The sequence below is a fragment of the Nocardia flavorosea NBRC 108225 genome, from assembly GCF_001613385.1.
Lineage (GTDB): Bacteria > Actinomycetota > Actinomycetes > Mycobacteriales > Mycobacteriaceae > Nocardia > Nocardia flavorosea.
Window position 1 is genome coordinate 402,672 of the sequence record NZ_BDCG01000012.1, and the last position, 26,006, is coordinate 428,677.

The following is a 26,006-nucleotide window of genomic DNA, read 5'->3' on the forward strand; positions in this document are numbered from 1 at the left end:
TCACGACTGACCCCGTTCGGCCGCCACCGCGGCGTATTCGGGACCGATCACCTTCGCCCTGCGCAGTTCGGCGATTTCCGCCGCTGTCCGGCCCAGTTCGCGCAGTACCGCGTCGGTGTGCTCGCCGAGTCCCGGTACCGCCCCCATCGGCGGTGCGAAACCGTCGACGACAGCCGGAGGCAGCAGCGCCGGGATCGGCCCGCCCGGGCTGTCGATCTCGCGCCAGCGATCGCGGTCGGAGAGCTGCGGGTGCTCGAGGATGTCGGTGGTGGTGTTGTAGCGGGAGTTGCCGATTCCGGCGTCGTCGGCGGCCTTCTGCACCTCGGCGAGGGTGTGTCCGGCACACCAGGCGCCGATCACTTCGTCGAGATCCTCGCGATGCCGAACCCGGTCGGAGTTGCTGCCGAACCGGGGATCCTCGGCCAGATCGGCGCGGCCGAGGATATCGCGCGCGAGCCGTTGCCATTCGCGGTCGTTGGTGGTGCCGAGGACGACCGTCTGCCCGTCACCGGTGGCGTAGGCGCCGTAGGGCGCGACCGCGGGTGAGCTCATCCCGAGCGGCTGCTGTTCGACACCGGCATGCCGGGTGTAGTTCAGGTGGTAGCCCATCATCTCGGCCATCGTGTCGAACAGGCTGAGGCTGATGGCGCCCCCGGCCGGGCCGGTGTCCCGGTAGCGCCCGCACAGGGTTGCCAGGATCGACAGCGCCGCATACAGTCCCGTGGTCACATCGGCGACCGCCGGACCCGGTTTCGCGGGTTCACCGGGCCGGCCGGTCACCGCGCACACCCCGGACTCGGCTTGGACGAGCAGATCGTAGGCACGTTTGTGCGATAACGGTCCACCGGCGCCGAAACCGTCGATCTCCAGGGCGATCAGCCGGGGATACCGTTCGGCGAGGGCGGCCGGGTCCACTCCGAGGCGCGCGGTGGCGCCGGGCGCGAGATTCGATACCAGTACATCGGCGCGGGCGAGCAGCTCGTGCAAGACCTGGCGGCCGCGTTCGGCTTTCAGGTTCAGGGTCACCGATTCCTTGCCGCGGTTCACCCAGACGAAATGCGCGGCCTGCCCGGCGACCACATCGTCGTAGTGCCGGGCGAAATCCCCGCCCGCCGGGTTCTCCACCTTGATCACCCGGGCCCCGAAGTCGGCGAGAGTACGGGTGCACATGGGCGCCGAAACGGCCTGTTCCAGCGCCACCACCAGCACCCCGGCCAACGGACCGGCGGACGGCATCACATCACCATGCCGCCGTCGACCGGCAGCACCTGGCCGGTGACGAAGGATGCCGCATCGGAGGCCAGGAACACGAAGGCCCCGGCCACCTCGTCGGGTTCGGCCCAGCGGCGCAACGGGATCCGGTTGATCATCTGCTCCGCGAATTTCTCGTCGGTGCGGATGGTTTCGGTCATCGGGGTGGCGGCCAGCGGTGCCAGCGCGTTCACCAGGATATTCTTGCGCGCGAGTTCGCGGGCCAGCGATTTGGTGACCCCGATGATCCCGGCCTTGGCGGCGGAATAGTTCACCTGCCCCAATGTCCCGGTGAGTCCCGCCGAGGAGGTGACGTTGATGATGCGCCCCGTGCCGTCCGTGGCGAGGTACGGCAGTGCGGCCTGACTGCAGTTGAAGGTTCCCAGCACGTGCACATCGAAGATCTTGCGCATGGAGTCCGGGGTCGTTTTCGGGAACATGGCCGGTGCGGTGATTCCGGCATTGTTCACCACGATATGTATTTTCCCGCCGCCCAGTTCGGCCGCCTGCTCGGCGGCCGCGACCGCGGATTCCGGGTCCGCGACATTCAGCGCGCAGGCCCGCGCGGTGCCGCCGTCGGAGGTGATCTTCTCCGCGACCGTTCCCGCCGCGGCACCGTCGAGATCGGTGACCAGCACCGCTGCGCCGTGGGCGGCCAGTGCCCGCGCCACGGCCGAACCGATACCGCCGGCGGCACCGGTGACCATGGCTGCGCGGCCGGTCAGATCGAATAGTCCGTTTTTCGCTGCCATCAGTAACTCCTCGGCATTCCCAACACGTGTGACCCCAGATAGTTGAGGATCATTTCCTGACTGATCGGCGCGATCCGCATCACGCGTGACTCCCGGAAATACCGGGAGATGTGATACTCCTCCGAATACCCCATCCCGCCGTGCGTCTGCATCGCGCGGTCGGCGGCTTCGAAACCGGCTTCGGCGCACAGATATTTGGCGGTATTGGCCTCCCGGCCGCAGGGTTTGCCCTGGTCGTACAACCAGGTCGCTTTCCGCAGCACCAGTTCGGCCGCGTCCAGCCGGGCCAGCGAATCGGCCAGCGGGAACTGGATTCCCTGATTCTTGCCGATGGGCCGCCCGAAAACTTCGCGCTCGTTGGCGTAGCGCACCGCACGATCCAGTGCGACCCGCCCGATTCCGAGCGCTTCGGCCGCGATCAGCATCCGCTCCGGATTGAGGCCGTCGAGCAGATATTCGAACCCGCGGCCTTCCTCCCCGACCCGGTCTTCGACCGGGATCCGCAGATCGTCGATGAACAGTTCGTTCGACGAGACCGCATTGCGGCCCATCTTCGGAATCGGCCGGATATCGACGTGATCGCGGTCGAGATCGGTGAGGAACAGCGTCATCCCGCTGGTCTTCTTCTCGACCTCGTCGTACTTCTGGGTGCGGGTCAGCAGCAGGATCTTCTCGGATTCCAGCGCTTTGGATATCCACACCTTGCGGCCGTTGACCACGTAGTGGTCGCCGTCGCGGCGGGCGAAGGTGGTGATCCGGCTGGTGTCCAAACCGGCGCCCGGTTCGGTGACGCCGAAACAGACGTGCAGGTCACCGCGTGCGACCCGCGCAAGCGTGCGCTGTTTCAGTTCCTCCGAACCGTGCACGATCACCGGCTGCATACCGAAGAGGGACAGGTGGATCGCGGTGGCCGCGTTCATCCCGCCGCCGGACCGGGAGACCTGCTCGGCCAGGATCGACGCCTCGGTGATCCCGAGGCCGTGCCCGCCGTACTCCTCGGGGATACAGATTCCCAGCCAGCCGCCGTCGGCGATGGCGCGATAGAACTCGGTGGGGAATTGGTGATCCCGGTCCTTCTCCATCCAATACTGATCGTCGAACTTCCGGGCCAGCTCGGCTACCGAATCCCGGATCAGCCGCTGATCCTCGGACAGTTCGAAACTCATACCGTCGGGCACATCAACTCCTCTCGTCATCGCCGCCGCGTCCCCGCGCGGCCGCAGGTCGCCGGCTCGTATACGAGCCGGTCCCCGCCGTCACTCAGATCAACTCATCGGCCCGGGAACTCTCGTCATCGCGCCCGCGGAACCGCTGCCGAATCGACCGGCTCACCGTTGCGGCACACCGACCTCCCCGAGTTCCCGGCCCGGCTCGCCGGGCAGGCGCCCGGCGAGCTGAGCCATGTCGTAGGACTGCCGCGCCATCCAGTACCGCAGCACCCCGGTCAGCGAGTACCGCAGGAACAGCGCCGCCCCCACGATGCTCAGTGCGATACCGCCCAGGGCGATGATGATCGCGTCGCGCTGCACCAGCGCGTCGGAAGTGTTGTTGGACATCAGATAGCCCAGCACGATCACCACCGGGCCCAGAATCAGTAAGGCGACACCGGCCCGCAGCCACAGACCACCGCGGCCGGCGGCGGGATCGGGGATCTTCAACTCCGCGAGTTCCTGGACGAAACGATCCGCACGTGTGGATTCGGTCATGAGGGACTTCCTAGATAGAGAGTGGCCAATTGGTTGCGGAGCCCGAGATCGGGTGGGCCCTGATGTTCGATGCGGCCGCGCACCAGTACCGCGGCGGTATCGGCGATATCCAGTACCGCGGCGGCGAACTGTTCGACGATGAGTACCGCCACTCCCTGGCGGGCGATTTCGGCGACCTGTTCGTACAGTCGTTCCACCACCAGTGGCGCGAGCCCCATGGACAATTCGTCGAGCAGCAGTACCGCCGGGTCGGTGGCCAGGCCGCGGGCCAGTGCCAGCATCTGCTGTTCGCCACCGGAGAGGGTGCCCGCGGTCTGCCCGGCCCGCTGCGCCAGGATCGGGAACCGCGCGAACGCGATATCTTCGATCTCGGCGACCGGGCGGCCGGTGAACGACATCATCAGCAGGTTGTCGCGAACGGTGAGGTTGGGGAAGATACCCCGGCCCTCGGGGATCAGGCAGACACCCGCACGGGCAAGGGCGCGCGGATCGACTCCGTTGACCGTGCGCCCGCCGAGCCGTAGTTCGCCGTCGGCGATCGGATGTACCCCGGCGGCCACCTTCAACGTGGTGGTCTTACCGGCGCCGTTGGGGCCCAGCAGCGCGACCACTTCGCCGGCCCGCACACTCAGGTCTACACCGTGCAGGACGGTGATCGCGTCGTAGGCGGCACGAATTCCGGTCAGTTCCAGTAGGGCGGTCACGAGTCCCCCAGGTAGGCCGCCAGGACCTGTTCGTCGCGGCGGATCACCTCGGGCGATCCACTGGCGATCACGCTGCCGAGATCGAGTACGTAGACCTGGTCGCAGACGCTCATCACCAGTCCCATATCGTGCTCGACCAGCACCACCGCGGTGCCGTCCGCGGCCACCGAGCGCAACAGTTCGGCGAAGCGATCCGTTTCCGCGCTGTCCTGGCCGGCGGCGGGCTCGTCGAGCAGCAGCAGCGTCGGCCGCACCGCGAGTGCTCGGCCGACCTCGACCAGCCGGGCCAGCCCGGTGGGCAGTGAATCGGCCAGATCACCGGCGCGTTCGCCGAGACCCAACCGGTCGATGATCTCGTCGACGACCTTGTCCGCGTGGCGCCGCCGGGGGCCGAGTTCCGCGGCGACCAGCAGATTGTCCCGGACCGACAGGCGGCCGAAGAGTTCGAGTCGCTGGAAGGTCCGCGCCATTCCGCGCCGGGCCCGGCGCGCCGGGTCGAGCCGGGTGATATCGCGGCCCGCCAACCGGACCCGTCCGCCCGCGGGCCGCCGCAATCCGCAGATCACGTCGAACAGCGTGCTCTTCCCGGCCCCGTTCGGCCCGATCAATCCGGTGACTTCGCCCGCTTCGGCCTGTAACCCGGCGCCGGCGAGGGCGCGCCGGCCGCCGAAGGTGACGGTGATATCACTGACGTCCAGAAGTGATGGCATGGTCGAGCACCTCCTTGTCCTCCGGCCGCCACGGCCGTTTCACGCCCCACCATTCGACGGGCACATCCGGTTCGCCGGCGCCGGCGCGCTGTTCCCGGTTGTTCGCCCGGATCCGGATCGCGAAGACCGCGAGGAACGAGCCCCAGAAGAACATCCAGCCGTCGATCACACCGGCCAGTCGCACCAGCCACAACGCCACCGGTACGGCGACCATCAGCACCAGCGTCACCCGGTTGCGGATCGCCGCCTCGAATCCCTCCCGGATACGGGCGATCGCGCCGTGGCTCACCACACCGCCGCCGAACGCGATACCGGCCAGCGCCGGAAGGACGTGGACGAGGTTCTCGGTCGACGGGAACAGCACCGGGATCGCGAGCATCGGCCCATAGAGCGCGACACCCACGAACAGGCCGTTGCCCAGCGCCCCGAGGCCGGCGAACACCGCCACCAGGAAGATCGGCAGACCGGCCACGAAATTGAACTGTTCGGGGGTCACCGAACCCATCTGCATCCCGAACAGTGCACCACCGAGCCCGGCCAGCCCGGCGCTCAGCGCGAAAACCGCCACCTTGGCGCGCAACAGGTTACCGCCGAGGGTGGCGTAGGCGGCTTCGCTGTCACGTAATGCGATGAGCCGGCGCCCGAACCGGCCGCGCCGCAGGGCCGCCACACCGAGCGTGGCCACCGCCAGGCAGACCGCCGCGAAAACGGTGATGCCCGCGGCGGTATCGAGCCGGAGCCCGAACAGGTTCGGTCCGAATATCTCTACCGAACCCTGGTCGAAGAACGAGATCTCCACGCCCGCGATGTCGAAGGACGGCAGGGTGAAGATCCACCGATCGAGTACCACCGCGAAGGCGGCGGTTCCCAGCGCCAGATAGACGCCCGAAAGGCGTAGTGCCGGGATCGCGATCACTGTACCCGCCAGCGCCGAGATTGCCACTGCCGCGAACAGACCCCACAGTTCGCCGTCCGGGGCGAGTTGCCCGTAGGCGATCGCCCCGATACCGGCCATGCTCAGCTGGCACAGCGAGATCTGCCCGGCGTAGCCGGACAGCGGTACGAACGACAAGGCGATGACGCCGAAGGCGAACATCGGCCCGTAGGCGATGAGATCGCTTTCGCCGAGCGTGGTGGCGACTATCAGTCCGAGGATCACGATCACCGCCGCGAAGAACAGTGCACCGCTGCGCGACGGTGTGGGCACCGGGCTGAGTTTGCGGTCGCGGCCGCGCAACCGGCCGTGCGGGAACAACAGCAACGCTGCGAACAACAACAGCGCCGGCGCCGCGAGCCGCAGGCCGGGCAGGTATTCGTTCTGCGGCAGATACCCGGTCAGGTAGCTCTCCATCAGACCCACCACGATCGCGCCGAGGAAGGTCATGGGCAGACTGCGCAACCGCCCGAAGATCGCCGCGGTGTAGGCACTGACGATCAGCAGCGAGAGCGTGGACGCGTCCAGCGAGACCGTGGGCGCGATGAGAATGCCGCCCACCGCGGCCAACTCGATACCGAGGATCCAGGCGACCCGGTTGGCACGGACCGGATCGGCGCCGGTGAGCCCGGCCAGCGCCCGGTCGTCGACGGTGGCCCGCATCTCCGCACCCGTCCGGGTGTTGAACAGCAGCACGCGCAATGCCACCGCGACCGCGATCGCCACCAGCATGGTCAATGCCTGATGCCAGGTGACGGTGGCGGCGCCGAGCCGGATCGGTTCGGCATCGGCGAAGAAGGTGGGCAGCGTGCGCGCCCGCATCGGATCCCAGATCCAGCGCGCGGTGGCGATGAGGCCGCTGAGCAGCGCGACCGTCATCACCAGTTTTTCCGCGTCCCCCAATCCCTGCACGGCCCGCAGCGCCCGTTCGACGAGCAGCCCGGACAGTGGCGCCAGCACCAGCAGCACGATCGCCAGGGCGACCGGTACGGGTACACCCCAGCCGGTGGTGAGCTGCCAGTAGGAGAAGGCCGCCATCATCCCGGCCGCGCCGTGCGCGAAATTGAAGATTCCGGTGGTCGTATGGGTGAGCACCAGACCGCTGCCGATCACGGCATAGACGGCCGCGGTGCTCAGCCCGACGATCCCGAAGGCGAGGAATTGATCCATGGCCGGTTACTTGACGTCCGCCATGGTCTTGCCGACATCGGCGAGCGTCATCGGCTCGCCGTAGTCACCGGTGTACCGGTAGGGCGGGGTTCCGCAGCGGAACAGGCCCTCGTTGGCACCGAATTCGGGCGCCTTCCAGCCCTCGGGGGTGGCCTGCATGACGTTGAAACAGTTCGGCGCCGGATCCTTCGCGGACAGGTCGTTCGGGCTGTGCAGCCCGCCACCGGTCCATTCGGCCTCCTTCTTCGCGGTATCCACCACGCAGGTGCGGGTGAGTTCGGAACCACAGGCGCTCGCGGCTTTCGCGAACAGCAGCCAGGCCGAGAACGCGCGGATCGCGGGCAGGCTGATCACCGCGTCCGGTGCGTACTGCTCGTACAACTTCTGCAGTTGCTGCATGGCCGGCGATTCGTCGGCCAGCTGCGGCGGGACCACGCCCCCGAGATCCACGATATTGTTCTGGAAGCTTGCCGAGCGACCCAGCAGTTCGATGTAATCGGGCCGGAAAGCGTTGTTGGTGGGGTCGATCCAGTCCAGCTGGTAATCCATCGAGGTCAGCTTCTCCTCGAGTTTGGCCAGCGGCCCGTCCTCGCCGATGAAGATGAGGCCACGCACGCCGCTGTTCTTGATGGCCTGTGCGTACGGTGTCCAGTCGGTCACCCCGCCCACCGGATACAGCTGGTTGTAGACCACTTTCGCGCCCATCGCGTTCAGCGATTCGACGGCCTTGTCGCCGAGCACCTTGGTCACCGGCGAATCGCCGTTGATGATGCCGATCGCACCGGCCGATTCCGGATAGGCCTCTTTGGTCAGCCACTGGCGCGAGGCGTTGTAGGGGTCGTAGTGGGCGTAGGTGCTCTGCGAGGCGATCACCTGCAGATCCGTGCCGAGGTTGGGCTGCTGGGAGATCTGCGCGGGGAAATCGGGCAGGGTGCATTCCAGCCGTTCCTTCACTCCGAGCCCGTCCAGTCCGGCGCCACCGCCGACGAGCGCGAAATCGGTGCGGCAGGCTTCCACCATCTTCTGGCGGACCGCCATCACTTTCGAGTCGTGGATTTCGGTGGTGATGGTGCGGCCGTTGATCCCACCCGCCGCGTTGCACCAGGAGGTGAACACTTTCGCGGCGTCGACGAATTCGGGGTTCTTGGAGTAACCGATATCGGTGAAGACACCTGCGGTGATCTCGCTGTCGGTGACTCCCTGGGTGGGCGATCCCGCGGCGTCACCGTCGCCGCAGACACCGGTCAGGTCGCCGAAATCGGCCACGACCTTGTCTCCGGACGAGGAGTTCTCGGTTTCGCTACCACTACGTCCTGAGCAGCCGGCGGTGGCGAGTAACGCCACCGCTATCAGGGCGGCAGCTGTTCTCTTCGGTCTCACGATGGTCCTTTCTGAGCTGACCCCCATCGGTCAGCCGATCGTGATCGGGCGAGCGGGCCGCCCATACACCGAGTTCGAGTCGGAAACCCTGGCCGATCGACCGCCGTACCCAGCTCTCGGTGAATGAAAACTAGCTTCTCACTTATCGAGAATCAATATCCTGTTTCGGGTACACATCGGCGTGGGCATCCACACCAGCGGCGACACGGTCGGGCAGGAAGGTGTCGCCGGCAGGCTCATCACCTGTCGAAACGCCTTCGCATTGACTATCCGCGAAGCTCATGGAAACCTGTTATCCGAAAGCGAGAATCTCATTCTCATCGAGAGGAGGCGCGATGCGAGTACCACCGCTACCCGCGGACCGGTGGGACGAGGACGTCGACGACGCGCTGCGGGTCATGCTGCCGCGCAGGTTGCGCAACCCGGAGTCGGCGAGCAACGCCCTGTCGACGCTCGCCCGGCATCCCGCGCTGACCAAGGCGTTCCTCACCCTGAACGTCCACCTGCTGTTCCGCTCTCCGCTACCGGCCCGGCTGCGCGAGATCGCCATCCTGCGCGTCGCGCACCTGCGGGGCTGTGTCTACGAGTGGGACCACCATCACGAAGCCGCGCTCGCGGAGGGAATCACCGTCGAGGAGATCGCCGGGGTCACCCGGGGCGAGGCCACTGGGACGGTCGAGCAACTGGTCCTGCGCGCCGTCGACGAACTCGATGAGAAATCGAACCTGTCCGACGCCACCTGGGACGGACTGTGTGCACATCTCGACGAACACCAGCGGATGGATCTGATCTTCACCATCGGCACCTACAACATGCTTGCCGCGGCCTTCAACACCTTCGGCATACGCTCCGAGTACGAGAGGTAATCCCTTGGCACACTTCAACAAACCGGCGGCGGGTAGCTGGACCGAACACTACCCCGATCTGGGTACCGAACCGGTCGACTACTCCGATTCCATCGATCCGCAGTTCTACGCGGACGAGCGCGAAGCGATCTTCAAGAAGACCTGGCTGAATGTAGGCCGGGTGGAGCGGCTCCCACGCAAGGGCAGCTATTTCACCAAGGAACTCTCGGCCGCCGGCACCTCACTGATCATCGTGCGCGGCAACGACAACGAGATCCACGCCTACCACAACGTCTGCCGCCACCGCGGTAACAAACTCGTCTGGGACGACTACCCCAATGAGGAGACCTCGGGCTTCTGCAAACAGTTCACCTGCAAATACCACGCCTGGCGCTACAGCCTCGAGGGCGAACTGACCTTCGTCCAGCAGGAGAAGGAATTCTTCGGCCTGGACCGCGCCGACTACGGGCTCAAAGATGTGCGGTGCGAGGTATGGGAGGGGTTCATCTTCGTCAACCTCGACCACGACGCCGAACCGCTGACCACCTTCCTCGGTCCGATGATCAAGGGGCTGGAGGGTTATCCGTTCCACGAGATGACCGAGGTATTCAGTTACCGGGCCGAGGTCGGCAGCAACTGGAAACTGTTCATCGATGCGTTCGCCGAGTTCTATCACGCGCCGATCCTGCATATGAAGCAGGCGGTGAAGGACGAGGCCGACAAACTGGCCGGGTACGGCTACGAGGCCCTGCACTACGAACTGCAGCCGCCGCATTCGATGATCTCGTCGTGGGGCGGGATGGCGCCGCCCAAGGACCTGAACATGGTCAAACCGATCGAGCGTGTCCTGCGCAGCGGATTGTTCGGCCCGTGGGACCGCCCCGATATCGAGGGCCTGGACCCGCTGCCCGTGGGGATCAATCCCGCCGGCCACCGGGCCTGGGGTGTGGACGAGTTCGAGATCTGGCCGAACTTCTCGCTGCTGTTCTGGGCGCCGGGCTGGTACCTCACCTACCACTACTGGCCGACCGCCGTGGACAAGCACATCTTCGAGGCCAACCTGTACTTCGTGCCCGCCAAAACCGCGCGGGAGCGGCTGGCGCAGGAGCTGGCGGGGGTGACCTTCAAGGAATACGCGCTGCAGGACGCGAACACCCTCGAGGCGACCCAGACGATGATCACGACCCGCACCGTCACCGATTTCCCACTCAACGATCAGGAAATCCTGCTCCGCCACCTGCACAAGACCGCGCAGAAGAAAGTCGAGGAATACCGCAATGGTAACTGAGGATACGAAAGCGCTGCCCGCCGAATTCGCCGATCTGGCGCGGTTCGCGGACTGGATCCTGCCCACCGAACCCGAGCGGTACGCCAAACGGCTGGCCTCCACGATGCCGGAGATGCAGGACTTCTACGACGCCGGGATGGCACGACTCGAGGATGCCATCGCCTACTGCGACCGGTTCGACCTCGACGATCTGCCCGACGAGGCCCGCAACCTGTTCCACCTGATGCAGTCGCTGGTGATGGCGTCGTTCCCGGTGGAGGTCTGGAAGCAGCCGCGGGTGCCCGACAGCGGCGCGGCCTACCTGGACATCGTGCGCGAACCGGTGGTGTAGCCATGCTGACACTGCGGGCCGCCGGGCTGCTCGATGTGGATTCCGGCGAAATCGTCCGGCCCGGCATCCTGCGCATCGACGGGGACCGGATCGTCGGGGTCGGTGGCGAACCGGAGGGGGAGATCATCGAACTCGGTGATCTCGTCCTCCTGCCGGGGTTGATGGATATGGAGGTCAACCTCCTGATGGGCGGCCGGGGCGAAACCGGGCTGAGCTCCTCGGTCCAGGACGATCCGCCGCTGCGGATGCTGCGCGCCGTCGGCAACGCCCGCCGCACCCTGCGCGCCGGGTTCACCACCGTGCGCAACCTCGGCCTGTTCGTCAAGACCGGCGGCTACCTGCTGGATGTTGCGCTCGGCAAGGCCATCGACGCCGGCTGGATCGATGGCCCGCGGATCGTGCCGGCCGGCCACGCCATCACCCCCACCGGCGGGCATCTCGACCCCACCATGTTCTCGGCCTTCGCCCCCGATGTGCTGAAGCTGACCCTCGAAGAAGGCATCGCCAACGGTGTCGACGAGGTACGCAAAGCGGTGCGGTATCAGATCAAGCACGGCGCCCAGCTGATCAAGGTCTGCGTATCCGGTGGCGTCATGTCGCTGACGGGAGCACCGGGCGCGCAGCATTATTCGACCGAGGAACTGCGGGCGATCGTCGACGAGGCGCACCGGCGAGGTCTGCGGGTGGCCGCGCACACCCACGGGGCCGAAGCCGTGAAAGAGGCCGTCGGGGCCGGAATCGACTGTATCGAACACGGTTTCCTGATCGATGACGAAGCCATCGATCTCATGGTCCGGGAGGGCACCTATATGGTGCCGACCACGCGCCTGGCCGATGCCATGGACGTCTCCAAGGCGGCACCGGAACTACAGGCCAAGGCGGCCGAGATGTTCCCGCGCGCCCGGACCTCGGTGAAGGCCGCCTTCGACGCGGGCGTGAAGATCGCGGTCGGTACCGACGCACCGGCGATACCGCACGGCCGCAACGCCGACGAGCTGGTGGCCCTGGTCGAGCGGGGACTCGATCCGCTGTCGGTGCTGCGGGCGGCGACGGTGGTGGCGGCCGAGCTCATCCAGGTCACCGACCGCGGCCGGCTCGCCGAGGGACTGCTCGCCGATGTGATCGGGGTACCCGGTGATCCGCTGGCCGATATCACCGTCACCCAGCAGGTGCGGTTCGTGATGAAAGGCGGAAAGGTATATGGCAGCAAACGATGACCTGATCGAAATCCAGCAGCTCCTCGCCCGCTACGCGGTGACCATCACCAAGGGCGATATCGAGGGACTGATCGGGGTATTCACCCCCGACGGCAGCTACAGCGCCTTCGGCGACACCTACACCCTCGACGTGTTCCCCGAACTCGTCGACGCCGCACCGAAGGGCCTGTTCCTCACCGGGACACCGCTGATCGAACTCGACGGCGATTCCGGCACCGGCACACAGCCACTGTGTTTCGTGGAGCAGTCGACCCACGATATGCGGATCGGTTACTACACCGATACCTACCGGCGCACCGACAAGGGCTGGCGGCTGGCCACCCGCGCGATGACCTTCATCCGGCGCAGCGGTATCCACGATTCCGGTATCCCACACGCCTTCGAGCGGCCGTCGGCATGAGCGAGTCAGGCTCGGAGGCGGTAGCGAAGCGTCACCACGCAGAGCCCTCGCTCATGCCCGAGGGACACAGCATGAGCGAGTCAGGCTCGGAGGCGGTAGCGAAGCGTCACCACGCAGAGCCCTCGCTCATGCCCGATGAACACAGCATGAGCGAGTCAGGCTCGGAGGCGGTAGCCGAGGCCGGGGAGTTCCGGTCGCGGGTGCGGGCCTGGCTCGACGACAACGACCTCTCCCCCGGGCCCGATCCCGGTTTCGATGCGCAGGTCGCGCAGCTGGGCCGGGTTCGGCGGGCGCTGTTCGAGGCCGGTTGGATGCGTTACGGATGGCCGGAGTCCGTCGGTGGGTTCGGCGGTCCGGCGTTGCTGCGTGCGGTGCTCGGCGAGGAGGTCGCGAGCCGTGACCTGGCCGAACCGGGCATCTATTCCATGGTGGAGGTGCTGGCCCCCACCATGATCTCCTATGCCCGCCCGCAGCTCGCCGCCGAGATGGTGCCGCGGCTGCTGGACGGTAGTGAACAGTGGTGCCAGGGTTTCTCCGAGCCGGGTTCCGGTTCGGACCTGGCCTCGTTGCGGACCCGCGCCGAACAACGCGGCGACCGGTGGGTGATCAACGGGCAGAAGGTGTGGACCAGCCTCGCGCAGTTCGCGTCCCGCTGTGTCCTGCTGACCCGTACCGGCCCGGGCCACGACGGGATCACCGCGTTCTTCGTCGATATGGATACCCCGGGGATCACCGTCCGGCCGTTGCGCACCATGCACGGAGTCGACGAATTCGCCGAGGTCTACTTCGATGATGTGATGGTCGACGAGGCACGGATGCTGGGCCGGCCCGGAGACGGCTGGCGGGTCGCGATGGATCTGCTGCCCTACGAGCGGTCCACCTGTTTCTGGCATCGGATCGCGCATCTGTTCACCCGGCTCGACCGCCTCCTCGACCAGACCGCGCACGCCGACGACACGGAACTCGGCGCCGCCTACCTGGCGTTGCACACCGTGCGGTGCCGCTCCCGCGCCACCCAGCAGCGTTTGGCCCGCGGTGCCGCGCTGGGGCCGGACACCTCGATCGACAAAGTGCTGCTGGCCACCGCCGAACAGCAGCTTTTCGATACCGCCCGCGATCTGCTGCCGGGTGAGATCGAACTCGCCGATTCCGAATGGCGCCCGGAATTCCTGTATTCCCGTGCGGCGACGATCTACGGCGGAACCGCCGAGATCCAGCGCAATATCATCGCCCGCCGCCTGCTCGACCTGGGAAAGGAGTGAGCGGTGGACGCTGCCGAACAGACTCTGCTCACCGATACGCTGCGCAAGACGATGGGTGCGGCCACCGGCGCCGAACTCTATGCCGCGCTGGGTGACCTCGGCTGGTACGAGTTGCTCACCGACAGCGCCGGTATCGCAGTCCCCCTCGTCTTCCGGTTACTCGGGGAGACCGGCACCCACGCACCGTTGCTCAACGATGTGCTGGCATATGCGGCAGGCCGCACGTTCGGCGAACCGGTAACGCTACCGTTCACCGGCGACCGCTGGGTGCTGTGGACGGAAGGTACCGGCCCCACGGAACGCGGGCAGCGCGCCGAGCCGGTCGTTCTCCTCGATCCCGAACTGCCGCTGTCCATCGTCGGCAAGCCCATCGAATCGATTGCCACCGGGGCTTTCCCGCTCGCCCAAGCGCGGCGAGCACTGGGCTGGTGGCTGACCGGGTCTGCGCGCGCCATGCTCGCGCTGGCCCGCCGCCACGCGCTCGAGCGGGTGCAGTTCGGCAAACCGGTCGCGGGTTTCCAGGCCGTCCGGCACCGGCTGGCCGAAACCCTGGTCGCCATCGAGGGAGCCGAGGCCACATTGGTGGTAGGGCCGTCCGATGCACACCATCCGGCTCACCCCGAGACCGCAGTACCGCAGCACTACGATTCTCTCGCCGCCGCGCTCGCCAAGGCCGCCGCCGGTCGCGCGGCGCTGGTGACTGCCCGGCACTGCCAGCAAGTGCTGGGCGGAATCGGTTTCACCGCCGAGCACGAATTCCACCGCCACTACCGGCGGGTCCTGGTACTGGACGGATTGCTCGGCAGCTCCCGCGATCTCACCCGGGAGGCCGGTGCGACGTTGCGAGAGTTCGGCTACGCCCCCCGACTGGCGCAGCTCTAGCCCCGGCCGCAGCGTTACGCGCAGGCCTGTGACATACCGCCGGAAATAGCGACCAGGCCGCACATGGTGGTTGCGGAGATCTTCCAGCCGTCGCTCTCCCGCACCGCATGACCGATCTGGTTGGTCACCACCGGGTTACCGGAAATACTCAAGGTGAATCGTAATTCCGCGTGAGTGGGGTCGAGTACCGTCACGTCGGCGATCTCGACCGTGGTGAGCGCGGTACGGATATGGTTTGCCATACCGGCGATCTCGGTTTCGAAATCGGTCCCGCGTTCCACCAGCGCCATCCGATCCTCGGTTGCGGTCGCGGGCGCGAAAAACGCTTGGTAGACGCCGGTTATCGCCGCGGCGGCGGCCGGAGAATCCGAGACGGCCACGCCGGCCCCCGGGTTCGCGGCGGCGACTTCGGTGGCGGGCGCCTCCGTCGCCGGTAGGACATAGCAGTTGTCGGGTCCGAAGAAGTTGCCGCACCCAGTGACCGCGCTCAGTGCGAGCGCGACTCCACAGGCAGCGGCAGTTCGCGCTACCCGGTGTCTTCGTGACATCGGTTCGTCTTTCTGAAGAGTGATGATCGGCGTCCACGGAAACCACGTTCTATGGACGCCGCGGGGAGCTTAGCCCGGCACCACAACGGGTACGGCCGATTTCACCTATTTTGCCGGATATTCATCCGGTTAAACCGTCCGACCGGCGGCAAGCGTGTTCGGTCCACCGAATCCCCGCCCGCGACAGGCCATTTCAGAATCCGGAGCAGACGCCGTATCGATACTGCGCAACCGATACGACGTCTCCTCGTCCGGTCCACCGTGAGAGTACGACCGCGGGAAGAGATCAGCCGCAGGCGGGAACTACTTCGCCCGTGCCCTGGACCGCAAGCAGCGCACAGAAGGTCATCGCGGCCACCTTCCAGGTGTCCCCCTCTTTGATCGCCTGCCCGGACTGGTCCGGCAGCACCGGGTTTCCGCCCAGCAGCAAGGTATAGGTGACGTCGGCGGTCTTATCGTCCACAACCTCCACGGCCGATACGGTCACACTCGTCCCCTGGGCACGCGGGTCGGCGGCCATCCCCTCGAGGAAGGGCGTGAATTCTTCCCCCTTCTCGACCAGGCCCGCCCGGGTTGCCGGCGCGGCTTTCCCGTCGAAGAAGGTGACGAAAGCGTCGGTCACCGCTTTCTCGGTCTCCGGCGCGGTCGCGGCGGGAGTGGCGGAACTGGTGGCGGCCGGAGCGGAGGTGGACGCGGCCGCGTCTTCTCCGGAATCACCACAGCCGATCACGGCCGTGGCGGTCAGCGCCACCAGGCCGAAAAGGGTGGTGGCACGCCGGATTCTGCTGGAACGCATGGCGGAAGCCTTTCCGATGGACGTTCGGTAATTCTTGTCCATCCGGGGAAATTCGAAAACGGGGTTCCGGGCGGACGTCGTTCGGTTACGCTGCCCGTGTCGAAAGAATCCCTGACCGCCGGTTCCGGCTCGGCGTCATTTCTTCGATACGGGGGCCGGAGCCGCGGCGAACGGCGTCGGCCCCCGTTTCGCTACTTCATATTCGTCTTCATCTGATCCAGATCCACAAGAATCGGGTAGCCGCTCACACTGAGCGCATTTCCGTGACCGGTGGAATGGATATCGAAGACCGATTGGATCGCGGCGTAGAAGCCCTGCACATCCATGGTCTGGTTCACCGCCCGCTTGGCCTGCCGCAACCCGAACGGCGGCATCTGCGCGATCTGCCCCGCCAGTTCGGTCGTCTTGGCCGCCAATTCCTCCAGCGGCACCACCATATTGACCATCCCGGCCTGCTCGGCCTCCTGCGCTGTCACCGGACGGCCGGTGAACAGGATCTCCTTGGCCTTGCGGTGACCGAGTTCCCAGGTATGCCCGTGATATTCGACGCCACCGATACCCATCATCGCCACCGGATCGGAGAACAGCGCATTATCCGCGGCGACGATCAGATCACACGGCCAGCACAGCATGAGCCCGCCGGCGATACAGCGCCCCTGGACGGCCGCGATCGAGGGCTTGGGCACATTACGCCACCGCAGCGTGTATTCCAGATACCGGCGGCTCTCGGTCCGATAGATCCAGTCGAGGGTGATCTTGTCCGGCTTGGGCCAGCTGTCGTCTTTGAGGTCGTGTCCCGCCGAGAAATGTTTCCCGGCCGCATTCAAGACGATCACCACGGCATCGTCGTCGTCGGCGGCACGAGTCCACGCGGCATCCAATTCATCCAGCAACGCGGAATTCTGGGCATTCGCCGCTTCGGGCCGGTTCAGTGTGATCGTCGCGACCTTATCAGCGACGGAATAGTCGATATAAGACAAAACAATGCTCCTCGGTTCAGGGGTACACCGGGCACACTCCCGATGCTCGTATTCCGTTTGCTGCGCCGGTGACCGGCGTCCTGGTGCGCGCCCCCATGATGCGACCGGTCAGCGATGGGCGGCGAGATACTCGTGTGCCACCACCGCCCGGTGCGTGGCCGCGCCACCGAACAGCAGTTCGCCGGCCTTGGCCCGTTTGATCGCGAACTGCAGATCGTTCTCCCAGGTGAATCCCATGGCACCGAACAGCTGCACACCGTGCCGGAATACCACCGACTGACACTCCCCCGCCGACGCTTTGGCCATCGCGGCCGCCATGGCGCGGCGCGGATCGTTCTCGGCCAGGCATAGGGCCGCAAAGTATCCGAGGGCTCGTGCCCGTTCGATGGCCAGGTGCATATCGGCGGCCTTGTGCTGGACGGCCTGGAACGCCCCGATAGCGGTGTCGAACTGCCGGCGGGTACGCACATGGTCGAGAACCAGGTCGAGAACGCGCTGGCAGGCACCCACTGTTGTCAGCGCGAGACCCGTCAGCGCCAGTTGCCGGGCACGCTCGGGGTCGGCAGCGGTGCGGTCGGCATCGGTGACCCGCACCCCGTCGACGGTGACCTCCGCGATATGCAGCACCGGATCGAAAACCTCGAGCCGCCGGGCGGTGACGGTATGCGCGGGAACGACGAACACCCCGGCCGTGGTGACCACCGCGAGCCGGTCGCAGCGGTCACCGTCGAGAACCTGGCCGGCCGTCCCGTGCAGCAGCCAGTCTGCACCGTCACGGACCGCGGTGACTCCGTCGAAGATTGCGGCGCCGGTTCCTTCGGGCGTACCGAAATCACCCGCCAGCGGCGCGAACTGGGTCATCGTGGCGAGGTAGGGTGTCGGATCGGTGGCTCGCCCCAGGCCTTCGAGCACGATCCCGAGCTCCACGGTCGCCTCCGGCTCCACGAGTTCGGTCCAGCCGAGGTCGGCATAGGTTTTCCACAACCGGCCCGGATCGGCCCCCGCGTCCACGATCTCCCTGATCACCGAGGCGGGGCATTCCTTGGCGGTGACCTCGCGGACCGTATCGCGCAGCAGCCGTTGGTCGGCATCGAACTCGAAGAGCATCCGGGCTGCCTCCTGTTGGGCGGGGTTGCGTTACGTTCAGGAGAATAGCATTCTCTTGAGATGAAATTAATAGTCTCCTCAACGGTGCGAACACCGGACGTGCTTGCCCGGACATGGGACGTTCTCCGGTACAGTGCACCCATGTTCTCCTCATATGGGATCGGATGGGCCGGCCGGTGACCGCGCCGAGCGAAGAGCCCGCCTGGAAGCAGCGTGCGGTAGAGCGCTCGATCCGCACCGCGAAGCTGCGGGCCGAACAGCGCGTGCAGCGGTTCCTCGATGCCGCCCAGGCGATCATCACCGAAAAGGGCACCACCGATTTCACGGTCCAGGAGGTCGTGGATCGTTCGAAACAGTCGCTGCGCAGCTTCTACCTGCAGTTCGACGGGAAGCACGAACTGCTGCTGGCATTGTTCGAGGACGCCCTGAGCCGCACCGCGGACCAGATCCGCGCCGCCGCCGCGGGTAAGGACAACACCCTGGAGCGGTTACAGCTCGCCGTGGAACTCCTCTACGAACTGTGCCGCCCGGATCCCACCGCGCAGCGCCCGCTGTTCACCGACTTCGCCCCGCAGTTGCTGGTCAGCCATCCAGCCCAGGTGAAGGTCGCGCATACGCCGCTGCTGGCGCTGTTCACCGAGCTCATGATCGACGCCGACAAGGACGGCCTGCTGCGCGAGGAACTCAACCCGCGCCGGATGGCCGCCATGGTGATGCAGACGGTGATGTTCACCGCACAGTCCAACGGCGGAATCGACGACGAGACGGCCTATCCGATCTCGGCCGAGGAGATCTGGGAATTCTGCGCCAAGGGGTTCGCCCGCGGAATCTAGGCGAGAATAGCGTTCTCCATATCAGAGATACGGGTTTACACTCGCTGTATGCCCGATCTCTGGACCGACCTTCTCGCCTGTATGGATCTACGCCTGCGACCGACCACACCGCGGACCGACGACGCCGAGGCACCCGCACCCGATCCGCAGGCCACCCTCTCGGTATTCGAGGGCCCCAATCAGCAGCTGGAGTACCACCGGCTCTTCGGTGGTCAGCTGTTGGCCCAGTTCCTGCGCGCCGCGGTTTTCGCCTGCCCGGACAAAACAGTGAAATCCGTCCACGTCATCTTCGCCCGGGAGGGTAAGAGCGATGCCCCGGTCTACTACGTGGTGCAGCCACAGCATCGCGGGCGCTCCTTCGCCACCCTCACCGTCGTCGCCCGGCAGAAGGGCGATGTGATCGCCACCGCGCTGCTGTCGATGACCGCGCTCGAAGAGGGACGGGAGAACCAGGAAATCGGCGCGGTGCCACCGATTCCGGGCCCCGGGCACACGGTCGACATAGGCCTGATCCCCTGGGAGACCCGCTCCCTCACCGACCTCGGCGACAAGGCCGCCGGCCCGGCCGAATACGACCTGTGGATGCGCACACCCGAGGTCGGCGCCGAACTCGCGCCCGGCCTGGTGTCCTATGCCACCGATCTCAATGTCATCGGCACCGTACTGCGCCCGATCGAAGGTTTCGACCACAGCGGCAACGGCACCGAATTCACCTCCGCCACCACCTCGCACACGCTGTGGTTCCATCGCCCGTTCCGTAGCGACGACTGGTTGCTGCTGCGGCATGCCGGCCTGGTCATGGCACACGGCCGCGCCTACGGACGCGGTGACGTCCTCACCGCGGACGGCACCCTGGTGGCCTCGTTCGCGCAGGAAGCCCTGCTGCGCTTCCGGCCCTGAACCATCCTGCCCGCACGACCGATAGGCATTCGATGCATCCCTCTCCCCTGACCGCCTCCGCCACACCGTTGCGGGTCGCCCAGTGGTCCACCGGCACCATCGGCGCTCGGGCCCTGCGCGCGCTCGTCGACCACCCGGAACTCGTTCTGGCGGGCGTCTATTCGCACACCGCCGCCAAACAGGGGCGCGATGCGGCCGAATTGTGCGGATCACCGGCCCCCACCGGGGTCCGCGCGACCGGCGATATCGGCGAAATCCTGCGCGGCACGCCGGACTGCGTGCTCTATATGCCCCAGTCCTGCGATATCGACGAGGTCTGCCGGATACTCGCCGCCGGCGTGAATATCGTGACGACCGCCGGCGTCTTCCACCATCCCGGCAGTATGGACCCCACTGTCCGTGCGCGAGTGGAGGCGGCATGCACAACCGGCGGCACCTCGATCCACAGTACGGGCAGCAGTCCGGGGTTCATCACCGAAGCCGTTCCGCTGGTGCTGGCGTCGATCCAACGGCGCCTCGACGTACTCACCATCCAGGAATACGCCGATCTGTCCCAGCGGAACTCACCGGCAATCCTCTTCGATGTCATGGGATTCGGCGGCCCGCCAGGGGATTTCGCACAGGTGCGGCTGGATCATCTGCGCAACAGTTTCGGTCCGTCACTGCGGTTGCTGGCCGACGGTATCGGGCTTCCGCTCGACGAGGTGACCGCCACGGGTGAGATCGCCACCGCGGCACGCACGTTCGACATCGCCGCCGGCACGATCCCACAGGGAACCGTTGCCGCCCAGCGCATCACGATCTCCGGCATACACAAGGGCCGGACCGTCCTGCGGTTCCAGCCCATCTGGCATTGCGGTGCACAGGCCGAGACCGACTGGGAAATCCGTCCCACCGGCTGGCATATCGGCGTGGAAGGCGACGCGCCCCTCGAAATCGATATGGTTTTCCCGTTCCCGCTCGATCAGATGGCCGAGCACTCCCCCGCCTACACCGCGAACCGGGCCGTCAACGCCGTCCGCTACGTCTGCGCGGCGTCCCCCGGTATCCGCACCGTCCTCGACCTGCCCCCGATCACCGCAACACTGGGATGACCCGTGAACGACTACGAAGCGATCCGGGCCCCGGAAACCTCGCGCGCTCACTCGCTGCCGAGCCGGCTCCGCGCCGGCGCAAACCGCGGCCGTTTCGACGGTCACTGCCGGGCGGCTGGGCATCTCGGCGGATATCGCCGCGGCCGTCGCCTTCGTCGCTTCCGACGAGGCCTCGTATCTCAACGGTCAGGACCTTGTGGTCGACGGCGGTTGATCGCCGCCGTCCCCGGCACGATGGTCTGACCGCTCGCTGCTTGGGCCCCATGGTCGAGCATCCCCACCCGGGTGCACACCTCGCGGATCGCCGGGGAGCGGCGAGGTGCGCATCACGTCTCCCGCATGCACCGAGGTCACAGCGTGCTCCCGGGACAAGCAGGAGCCGCGCGGTCACTACCGACCGCGACCACTCCTACCCGCCGGAGCCGAGGGCCGAGGCGGCAGATGCCGGCTCACATCAAACATTCCGCATGAACACGTCACCGGCCGGCAGTTCCACGGCCTCCGACGTCAACTGTTGCGCGGCGTTGTAGGGATCGCACCGCCCAGCGGCCACCGCGGCGGCGAGGGTCCCGAGCTCCGGATGCGCACGCAGTCTCGAATAGGCCAGCGACAGGATTTGCGATCTGGCCCGGGCGGCCCGCCGTTCCGCGGTGTCGGCGCGGTGGTGATCATCGATGGCCGCGACCAGTTCGGGTATTCCGGCACCCTCGGCGGCGACCGCGGTGAGAATCGGAACCTCGGATTCGGCCCGTAACTCACGAACGGTCCGGTCGGCCCCCGGGCGATCCGCCTTGTTCACGACCAGCAGGTCGGCCACCTCCAGCAGTCCGGCTTTCGCCGCCTGCACCGCGTCACCGGCCCCCGGGGTGAGGACTACAACGGTCGGATCGGCCACGGCGGCGATCTCGATCTCCGATTGCCCGACGCCCACCGATTCGATCACCACGAGGTCGTAGGACAGCGCGGCCAGCAATCGAACGGCCGCCGGTACGGCCACCGATAGTCCGCCCAGGTGCCCACGCGTGGCCATCGAACGGATGAGCACTTGTGGATCGTCGATATGGGCGGCCATCCGGATCCGGTCGCCGAGCAGGGCACCGCCGCTGTACGGCGAGGACGGGTCCACGGCCAGCACGGCCACCCGCAACCCTTGCGAACGGTAGGCCGTGACCACAGCGGCGATAGTGGTGGATTTACCGGCGCCGGGCGGACCGGTGAACCCCACCACCCGAATCGTGGCCGGTTCCAGCAGCACGAGCACCTCGTCGCGACGCTCGCCTTCGATCAAGGTGAGCAGCCGGCCCGCCGCGCGCACCGACCCGTCCCTCGCGGCGGCGATCAACGCCGCCGGCTCCATGACGCCGACTCCGGCACCGTGCGGTTCGGGACTCTCTCGGCCTGGGTTCTGCACTCCTGCACTCCTCTACGTCGCTCCGCGCTGTGTTAGGCGACCGCGCCACACACCTGGCATATCCACTCCCGGGTCGAGAGCGGTTCGGCCCATCGAGTTCTCTGCAGTCGGAGCAGAACCGGCTCGACGGGTAGAACCGGTCCACCTCGGCGAGGTGCCTCCCGCGCACCGCGGCGGCCGCAACCCACCTTGCGCCGCGGCGGCCGAATCGCGACCGGACCGGCAGCCATGGGCGCCGGACGTTCGGCGGCATCCGATCCACATCCGGTCGCACTTGCCCTCTCGCGTTGTCGTGCAGGACGGGGTCGGTCGCCGGTCCCCGGAACGGCGGCCGTTCCGGGGACCGCGTTGTCTGTGCCCGGGCACCGCGTAGCCCGGTCCAGGGCTGCGGTCCCGGGGCCCCGGGCCGAAACGTCACGGAGCGGCGACCTCGAGCACGGTCGCCGAACCCATTCCACCGCCGGCGCACATCGCCACGATGGCGAGTCCACCACCGCGGCGGCGCAATTCGTGAATTGTTGTGACGATCATCCGCGCGCCGGTGGCGGCCACCGGATGGCCCAGGGAACAGCCGCTGCCGTTCACGTTCACCAGGTCCGGGTTCAGGTCGAGGGCGCGCACGGCCGCGATGGGCACCGAAGCGAAGGCTTCGTTGATCTCGAAGAGTTTCACATCGCTGAGCGAGATCCCGGCCTTCTGCGCGGCCTTGGTGATCGCTTCGATCGGGGCGAGGCCGGTATCGGCGGGGTCCACGCCCACCGAGGCCCAGGACCGGATGGTGGCCAGGGCCGGTAGGCCCAGCTCGTCACTGGCGACGGTGAGCAGTGCGGCGCCGTCGTTGGCGCCGGCCGCGTTGCCGGCGGTGATCGAGAATCCCTCGATTTCAGGGTGCAGGACCTTCAGCGATGCCAGCTTCTCCATGGTGGTCGAGCGGCGGGGATGCTCGTCCACGGCGAACTGGCCGAAGGGGGTGTCGATCGGCACGACTTCGTCGTCGAATCGGCCCTCGTCGATCGCCGCGATCGCGTTGCGGTGCGAACGCAACGCCCAGGCGTCCAGCTCCTCGCGGGTGATCCCGGATTTCACCGCGGCGTTCCAGCCCACGGTGATCGACATATCGAGGTTCGGGGCGTCGGGGCGGTCCGGATGTGAGGGCGAGGTCCACGGATCGGCCCATTCGTCCGGTCCCACCCGGAATCGCGCCTTGGGCCCGGTGGAATCGGCGTTGACTCCGCCCGCCAGCACCAACCGGTCCATTCCGGCCCGGATACCTGCCGCCGCGGTCTGCACGGCCGCCATCCCGGCCGCGCAGTGCCGGTTGTGCGCCAGGCCCGGTACTCCGGTGAGACCGGCGGTGATGGCGGCGTGCCGGGCGATCACACCGCCGCCGTAGCGGCCCTCCCCGAGGATCAGGTCATCGACGGGCGCATCGGTGTCCAGCTGCTTTGCCGTCGCTTCGACCACGTGATGAGCGAGGTCGAAGGCGGTGGTTTCGCGCAGGGTTCCCTTCACGGCGGTGCCGATCGGGGTACGCAGCGCGGATACGATCACGGCTTCGGGCATCAGTTCTCTCCAGTTTCCGCCACGTCGACGATCTTGCCGATATACATGAGAATAGTATTCTCTCAATCTGAGAGCGATAATCGCAAGAGAGGGTAGCGCTATGCAGATCCAGGGAAGTTCGGCGATTGTCGTCGGCGGTACGGGCGGGCTCGGCGAGGCGACCGTCCGGCGCCTGCACGCCGCCGGAGCAAAAGTCGTGGTGGCCGATGTCGCCGACGACAAGGGCAAAGAACTGGCCGGCGAACTCGGCATCCGATACGTGCACACCGATGCGACCAGCGAAGAGTCGGTCCAGGCGGCCATCGAGGAAGCGAAATCCCTCGGCCCGCTGCGTATCTCCGTAGACACCCACGGCGGGCCGGCCGGCGGCGGACGCCTGGTGGGCAAGGACGGGTCCCCTCTGGCGCTCGATGGATTCCGCACCACCATCGAGTTCTATCTGACCGCGGTCTTCAACGTCATGCGGCTGTCCGCCGCGGCGATCGCCGAATCCGACCCCACCGAAGAAGGTTCACGCGGTGTCATCGTCAACACCGCGTCTGTCGCAGGCTATGAAGGCCAGATCGGGCAGCTCCCCTACTCGGCTGCCAAAGGTGGCGTCATCGGGATGACACTGGTCGCGGCCCGCGACCTGTCCCCGCTGGGCATCCGTGTGGTCACCATCGCCCCCGGCACCTTCAACACCCCTGCCTACGGCAAGGCCGCCGACCAGCTGGAACAGTACTGGTCGCCGCAGATCCCGTTCCCGAAGCGAATGGGCCGTTCCCCCGAATACGGGCAACTGGTGCAGTCGATCGTGGAGAACGACTATCTCAACGGCGAGGTCATCCGCCTCGACGGCGCACTGCGGTTTCCGCCGAAGTGAGTACCACACAACCGAGCCACGGCGAGGTCGGGGCGGGGCCCGAGGCACCGTCGAGGCCTGCCCGCGCCGGGCACGGTGCGCCGGCCCGAAGCAGTACAACAGGGCCGCACGGACCGCACCGGGCCACCCCTCCCGGGGCGACCGGCGGGCCCGGTCGGCGTAGCGCCGGCCATCCGGACGAGTCGACGGGATCCGAAGGTCCGGGTTCGGACGGCGGCGCCACTTCCCGTCCGGGCACGCGGGCAGCCGGAAACAGCCCGCTTCCGGTGACGAACAGCGGTCCCCTCGAGGGCAAGGTCGCGTTCGTCGCCGGCGCCAGCCGTGGGATCGGCGCCGCCATCGCCGAGACGCTGGCGCAGCAGGGCGCGGCCGTCGCCGTGGCCGCCCGGTCGGAGGAGACCGGACGGGTCGCGGGAACGATCCATGAAGTGGCCGCGCGGATCGAAGCCGCAGGCGGGCGGGCACTCGCAGTACCGTGCGATGTGACCAGCGAGGAGTCGGTACACGAGGCGGTATCCACGACCGTTGCCGAATTCGGCGGAATCGATATCCTCGTCGCGAATGCCGGGGTGCTGTGGCTGGGACCGGTGGAGAGCACACCGCTCAAACGGTGGCAGTTGTGCCTGGATGTCAATCTCACCGGAGTTTTCCTGGTGACCCGCGAGGTGATCCCGCATATCCGTGCCCGCGGCGGCGGCGCACTGATCGCTGTCACCACCACGGGGGTCGAGATGACCGATCGCGGCGCCAACGCCTACTGGGTGTCCAAGGCTGCGGTGGAACGTCTCTACCTGGGACTGGCCGCGGATCTACGCCCGGACAATATCGCGGTGAACTGTCTCAGCCCGTCCCGCGTCGTACTCACCGAAGGCTGGCGCGCGTCCGGCGGCAGCGATATCCCGGCCGAGATGGTGGAACCGCCCGAGACGATGGGCCGGGCCGCGGCCTTGCTCGCCACGCAGGACGCCACCGGGATCACCGGCACGATCCAACGCTCGGAGTCGCTGCTCGCCACCCGGTGAGGACGCAGACGAGATCGACCGGCCGGCGTTTCACCGCACCGGCGTCGGCCGGCCG

Annotated in this window: 27 protein-coding genes; 13 read left to right on the forward strand and 14 right to left on the reverse strand. The window is 66.9% G+C overall.

From position 1 onward, the window contains the following. The 8 genes from NFL01S_RS14815 to NFL01S_RS14850 all read right to left on the reverse strand — a co-directional run bounded on the left by NFL01S_RS14815 (position 1) and on the right by NFL01S_RS14850 (position 8,607). Positions 1 to 1,236 carry a CaiB/BaiF CoA transferase family protein gene (locus tag NFL01S_RS14815; protein WP_062975513.1) on the reverse strand — a complete coding sequence of 412 codons (1,236 nt, stop codon included), beginning with the start codon at positions 1,234 to 1,236 and terminating at the stop codon, positions 1 to 3. Further along, a complete protein-coding gene (locus NFL01S_RS14820) occupies positions 1,236 to 2,003 on the reverse strand; it encodes an SDR family NAD(P)-dependent oxidoreductase (protein WP_062975515.1) in 768 nt (255 codons plus the stop codon). Before NFL01S_RS14820 ends, NFL01S_RS14815 begins: the two co-directional genes overlap by 1 nt. After that, on the reverse strand, positions 2,003 to 3,169 hold the full coding sequence (locus NFL01S_RS14825; protein ID WP_062975517.1) for an acyl-CoA dehydrogenase family protein: 1,167 nt from the start codon (positions 3,167 to 3,169) through the stop codon (positions 2,003 to 2,005). The genes NFL01S_RS14820 and NFL01S_RS14825 overlap by 1 nt, the downstream gene beginning before the upstream one ends. A gap of 162 nt (positions 3,170 to 3,331) precedes the next feature. Next, complete coding sequence (locus NFL01S_RS14830; protein ID WP_062975520.1) at positions 3,332 to 3,709, reverse strand: hypothetical protein; 378 nt, start codon at positions 3,707 to 3,709, stop codon at positions 3,332 to 3,334. Then, on the reverse strand, positions 3,706 to 4,413 hold the full coding sequence (locus tag NFL01S_RS14835) for an ABC transporter ATP-binding protein (protein WP_062975522.1): 708 nt from the start codon (positions 4,411 to 4,413) through the stop codon (positions 3,706 to 3,708). Before NFL01S_RS14835 ends, NFL01S_RS14830 begins: the two co-directional genes overlap by 4 nt. Then, positions 4,410 to 5,123, reverse strand: a complete 714-nt coding sequence (locus tag NFL01S_RS14840) for an ABC transporter ATP-binding protein (protein WP_062975524.1) — start codon at positions 5,121 to 5,123, stop codon at positions 4,410 to 4,412. The genes NFL01S_RS14835 and NFL01S_RS14840 overlap by 4 nt, the downstream gene beginning before the upstream one ends. Next, positions 5,098 to 7,227: a branched-chain amino acid ABC transporter permease gene (locus NFL01S_RS14845; RefSeq protein ID WP_062975526.1), complete on the reverse strand. Its 2,130-nt coding sequence runs from the start codon at positions 7,225 to 7,227 to the stop codon at positions 5,098 to 5,100. The genes NFL01S_RS14840 and NFL01S_RS14845 overlap by 26 nt, the downstream gene beginning before the upstream one ends. Positions 7,228 to 7,233: 6 nt before the next feature. Further along, positions 7,234 to 8,607, reverse strand: coding sequence for an ABC transporter substrate-binding protein (locus NFL01S_RS14850; RefSeq protein ID WP_245670698.1), 1,374 nt, complete (start codon positions 8,605 to 8,607; stop codon positions 7,234 to 7,236). 335 nt (positions 8,608 to 8,942) lie between these two features. Here NFL01S_RS14850 and NFL01S_RS14855 point away from each other — a divergent pair, with 335 nt between their 5' ends. The 7 genes from NFL01S_RS14855 to NFL01S_RS14885 all read left to right on the forward strand — a co-directional run bounded on the left by NFL01S_RS14855 (position 8,943) and on the right by NFL01S_RS14885 (position 14,832). Next, the gene (locus tag NFL01S_RS14855) at positions 8,943 to 9,473 is read left to right on the forward strand and encodes a carboxymuconolactone decarboxylase family protein (protein WP_062975530.1); all 531 of its coding nucleotides are present in this window, start codon (positions 8,943 to 8,945) and stop codon (positions 9,471 to 9,473) included. Positions 9,474 to 9,477: 4 nt separating this feature from the next. After that, a complete protein-coding gene (locus NFL01S_RS14860; protein WP_062975532.1) occupies positions 9,478 to 10,740 on the forward strand; it encodes an aromatic ring-hydroxylating oxygenase subunit alpha in 1,263 nt (420 codons plus the stop codon). Continuing rightward, positions 10,730 to 11,071 (forward strand): hypothetical protein, encoded by a 342-nt coding sequence (locus tag NFL01S_RS14865; RefSeq protein WP_062975914.1) that lies wholly within the window; start codon positions 10,730 to 10,732, stop codon positions 11,069 to 11,071. Before NFL01S_RS14860 ends, NFL01S_RS14865 begins: the two co-directional genes overlap by 11 nt. A 2-nt stretch (positions 11,072 to 11,073) precedes the next feature. Further along, positions 11,074 to 12,288, forward strand: coding sequence for a metal-dependent hydrolase family protein (locus NFL01S_RS14870; RefSeq protein ID WP_033245730.1), 1,215 nt, complete (start codon positions 11,074 to 11,076; stop codon positions 12,286 to 12,288). Beyond that, the gene (locus tag NFL01S_RS14875) at positions 12,272 to 12,688 is read left to right on the forward strand and encodes a nuclear transport factor 2 family protein (RefSeq protein WP_062975533.1); all 417 of its coding nucleotides are present in this window, start codon (positions 12,272 to 12,274) and stop codon (positions 12,686 to 12,688) included. Before NFL01S_RS14870 ends, NFL01S_RS14875 begins: the two co-directional genes overlap by 17 nt. A gap of 146 nt (positions 12,689 to 12,834) precedes the next feature. Continuing rightward, positions 12,835 to 13,950, forward strand: a complete 1,116-nt coding sequence (locus tag NFL01S_RS14880) for an acyl-CoA dehydrogenase family protein (RefSeq protein WP_062975915.1) — start codon at positions 12,835 to 12,837, stop codon at positions 13,948 to 13,950. A gap of 51 nt (positions 13,951 to 14,001) precedes the next feature. Beyond that, entirely contained in the window at positions 14,002 to 14,832 is an 831-nt protein-coding gene (locus tag NFL01S_RS14885; protein WP_157116566.1) for an acyl-CoA dehydrogenase family protein, read from the forward strand. A 14-nt stretch (positions 14,833 to 14,846) separates the two neighbouring features. On the opposite strand, the gene NFL01S_RS14890 is transcribed toward NFL01S_RS14885, so the two are convergent. From NFL01S_RS14890 to NFL01S_RS14905, 4 genes are all read right to left on the reverse strand, one after another. Then, the gene (locus NFL01S_RS14890; RefSeq protein WP_157116543.1) at positions 14,847 to 15,380 is read right to left on the reverse strand and encodes an MTB12 C-terminal domain-containing protein; all 534 of its coding nucleotides are present in this window, start codon (positions 15,378 to 15,380) and stop codon (positions 14,847 to 14,849) included. A 286-nt stretch (positions 15,381 to 15,666) separates the two neighbouring features. Next, positions 15,667 to 16,176 carry an MTB12 C-terminal domain-containing protein gene (locus NFL01S_RS14895; RefSeq protein WP_062975917.1) on the reverse strand — a complete coding sequence of 170 codons (510 nt, stop codon included), beginning with the start codon at positions 16,174 to 16,176 and terminating at the stop codon, positions 15,667 to 15,669. 191 nt (positions 16,177 to 16,367) lie between these two features. Beyond that, entirely contained in the window at positions 16,368 to 17,156 is a 789-nt protein-coding gene (locus NFL01S_RS14900) for an enoyl-CoA hydratase (protein WP_062975540.1), read from the reverse strand. A gap of 108 nt (positions 17,157 to 17,264) precedes the next feature. Next, entirely contained in the window at positions 17,265 to 18,263 is a 999-nt protein-coding gene (locus tag NFL01S_RS14905; protein WP_062975542.1) for an acyl-CoA dehydrogenase family protein, read from the reverse strand. A gap of 176 nt (positions 18,264 to 18,439) precedes the next feature. Between NFL01S_RS14905 and NFL01S_RS14910 the strand changes: the two genes are divergently transcribed. From NFL01S_RS14910 to NFL01S_RS37605, 4 genes are all read left to right on the forward strand, one after another. Then, positions 18,440 to 19,096, forward strand: coding sequence for a TetR/AcrR family transcriptional regulator (locus NFL01S_RS14910; RefSeq protein WP_174555688.1), 657 nt, complete (start codon positions 18,440 to 18,442; stop codon positions 19,094 to 19,096). Between the two features lie 48 nt (positions 19,097 to 19,144). Beyond that, positions 19,145 to 19,996 carry an acyl-CoA thioesterase gene (locus NFL01S_RS14915; RefSeq protein ID WP_062975546.1) on the forward strand — a complete coding sequence of 284 codons (852 nt, stop codon included), beginning with the start codon at positions 19,145 to 19,147 and terminating at the stop codon, positions 19,994 to 19,996. A 32-nt stretch (positions 19,997 to 20,028) separates the two neighbouring features. Beyond that, the gene (locus tag NFL01S_RS14920) at positions 20,029 to 21,090 is read left to right on the forward strand and encodes an NAD(P)H-dependent amine dehydrogenase family protein (protein ID WP_062975548.1); all 1,062 of its coding nucleotides are present in this window, start codon (positions 20,029 to 20,031) and stop codon (positions 21,088 to 21,090) included. Between the two features lie 121 nt (positions 21,091 to 21,211). After that, a complete protein-coding gene (locus NFL01S_RS37605) occupies positions 21,212 to 21,304 on the forward strand; it encodes an SDR family oxidoreductase (RefSeq protein WP_371851829.1) in 93 nt (30 codons plus the stop codon). A gap of 240 nt (positions 21,305 to 21,544) precedes the next feature. Here the strand turns inward: NFL01S_RS37605 and meaB are convergent, their stop codons facing one another. Together meaB and NFL01S_RS14930 are read right to left on the reverse strand one after the other, a co-directional pair. After that, positions 21,545 to 22,447 (reverse strand): methylmalonyl Co-A mutase-associated GTPase MeaB, encoded by a 903-nt coding sequence (meaB, locus tag NFL01S_RS14925; protein ID WP_062975550.1) that lies wholly within the window; start codon positions 22,445 to 22,447, stop codon positions 21,545 to 21,547. Between the two features lie 468 nt (positions 22,448 to 22,915). Continuing rightward, positions 22,916 to 24,064 (reverse strand): thiolase family protein, encoded by a 1,149-nt coding sequence (locus NFL01S_RS14930; protein ID WP_062975552.1) that lies wholly within the window; start codon positions 24,062 to 24,064, stop codon positions 22,916 to 22,918. Positions 24,065 to 24,164: 100 nt separating this feature from the next. Here NFL01S_RS14930 and NFL01S_RS14935 point away from each other — a divergent pair, with 100 nt between their 5' ends. Together NFL01S_RS14935 and NFL01S_RS14940 are read left to right on the forward strand one after the other, a co-directional pair. Beyond that, positions 24,165 to 24,929, forward strand: a complete 765-nt coding sequence (locus NFL01S_RS14935) for an SDR family NAD(P)-dependent oxidoreductase (RefSeq protein ID WP_062975554.1) — start codon at positions 24,165 to 24,167, stop codon at positions 24,927 to 24,929. A 266-nt stretch (positions 24,930 to 25,195) separates the two neighbouring features. Next, entirely contained in the window at positions 25,196 to 25,951 is a 756-nt protein-coding gene (locus tag NFL01S_RS14940) for an SDR family NAD(P)-dependent oxidoreductase (protein ID WP_062975556.1), read from the forward strand. The last annotated feature ends 55 nt before the right edge of the window (positions 25,952 to 26,006 follow it).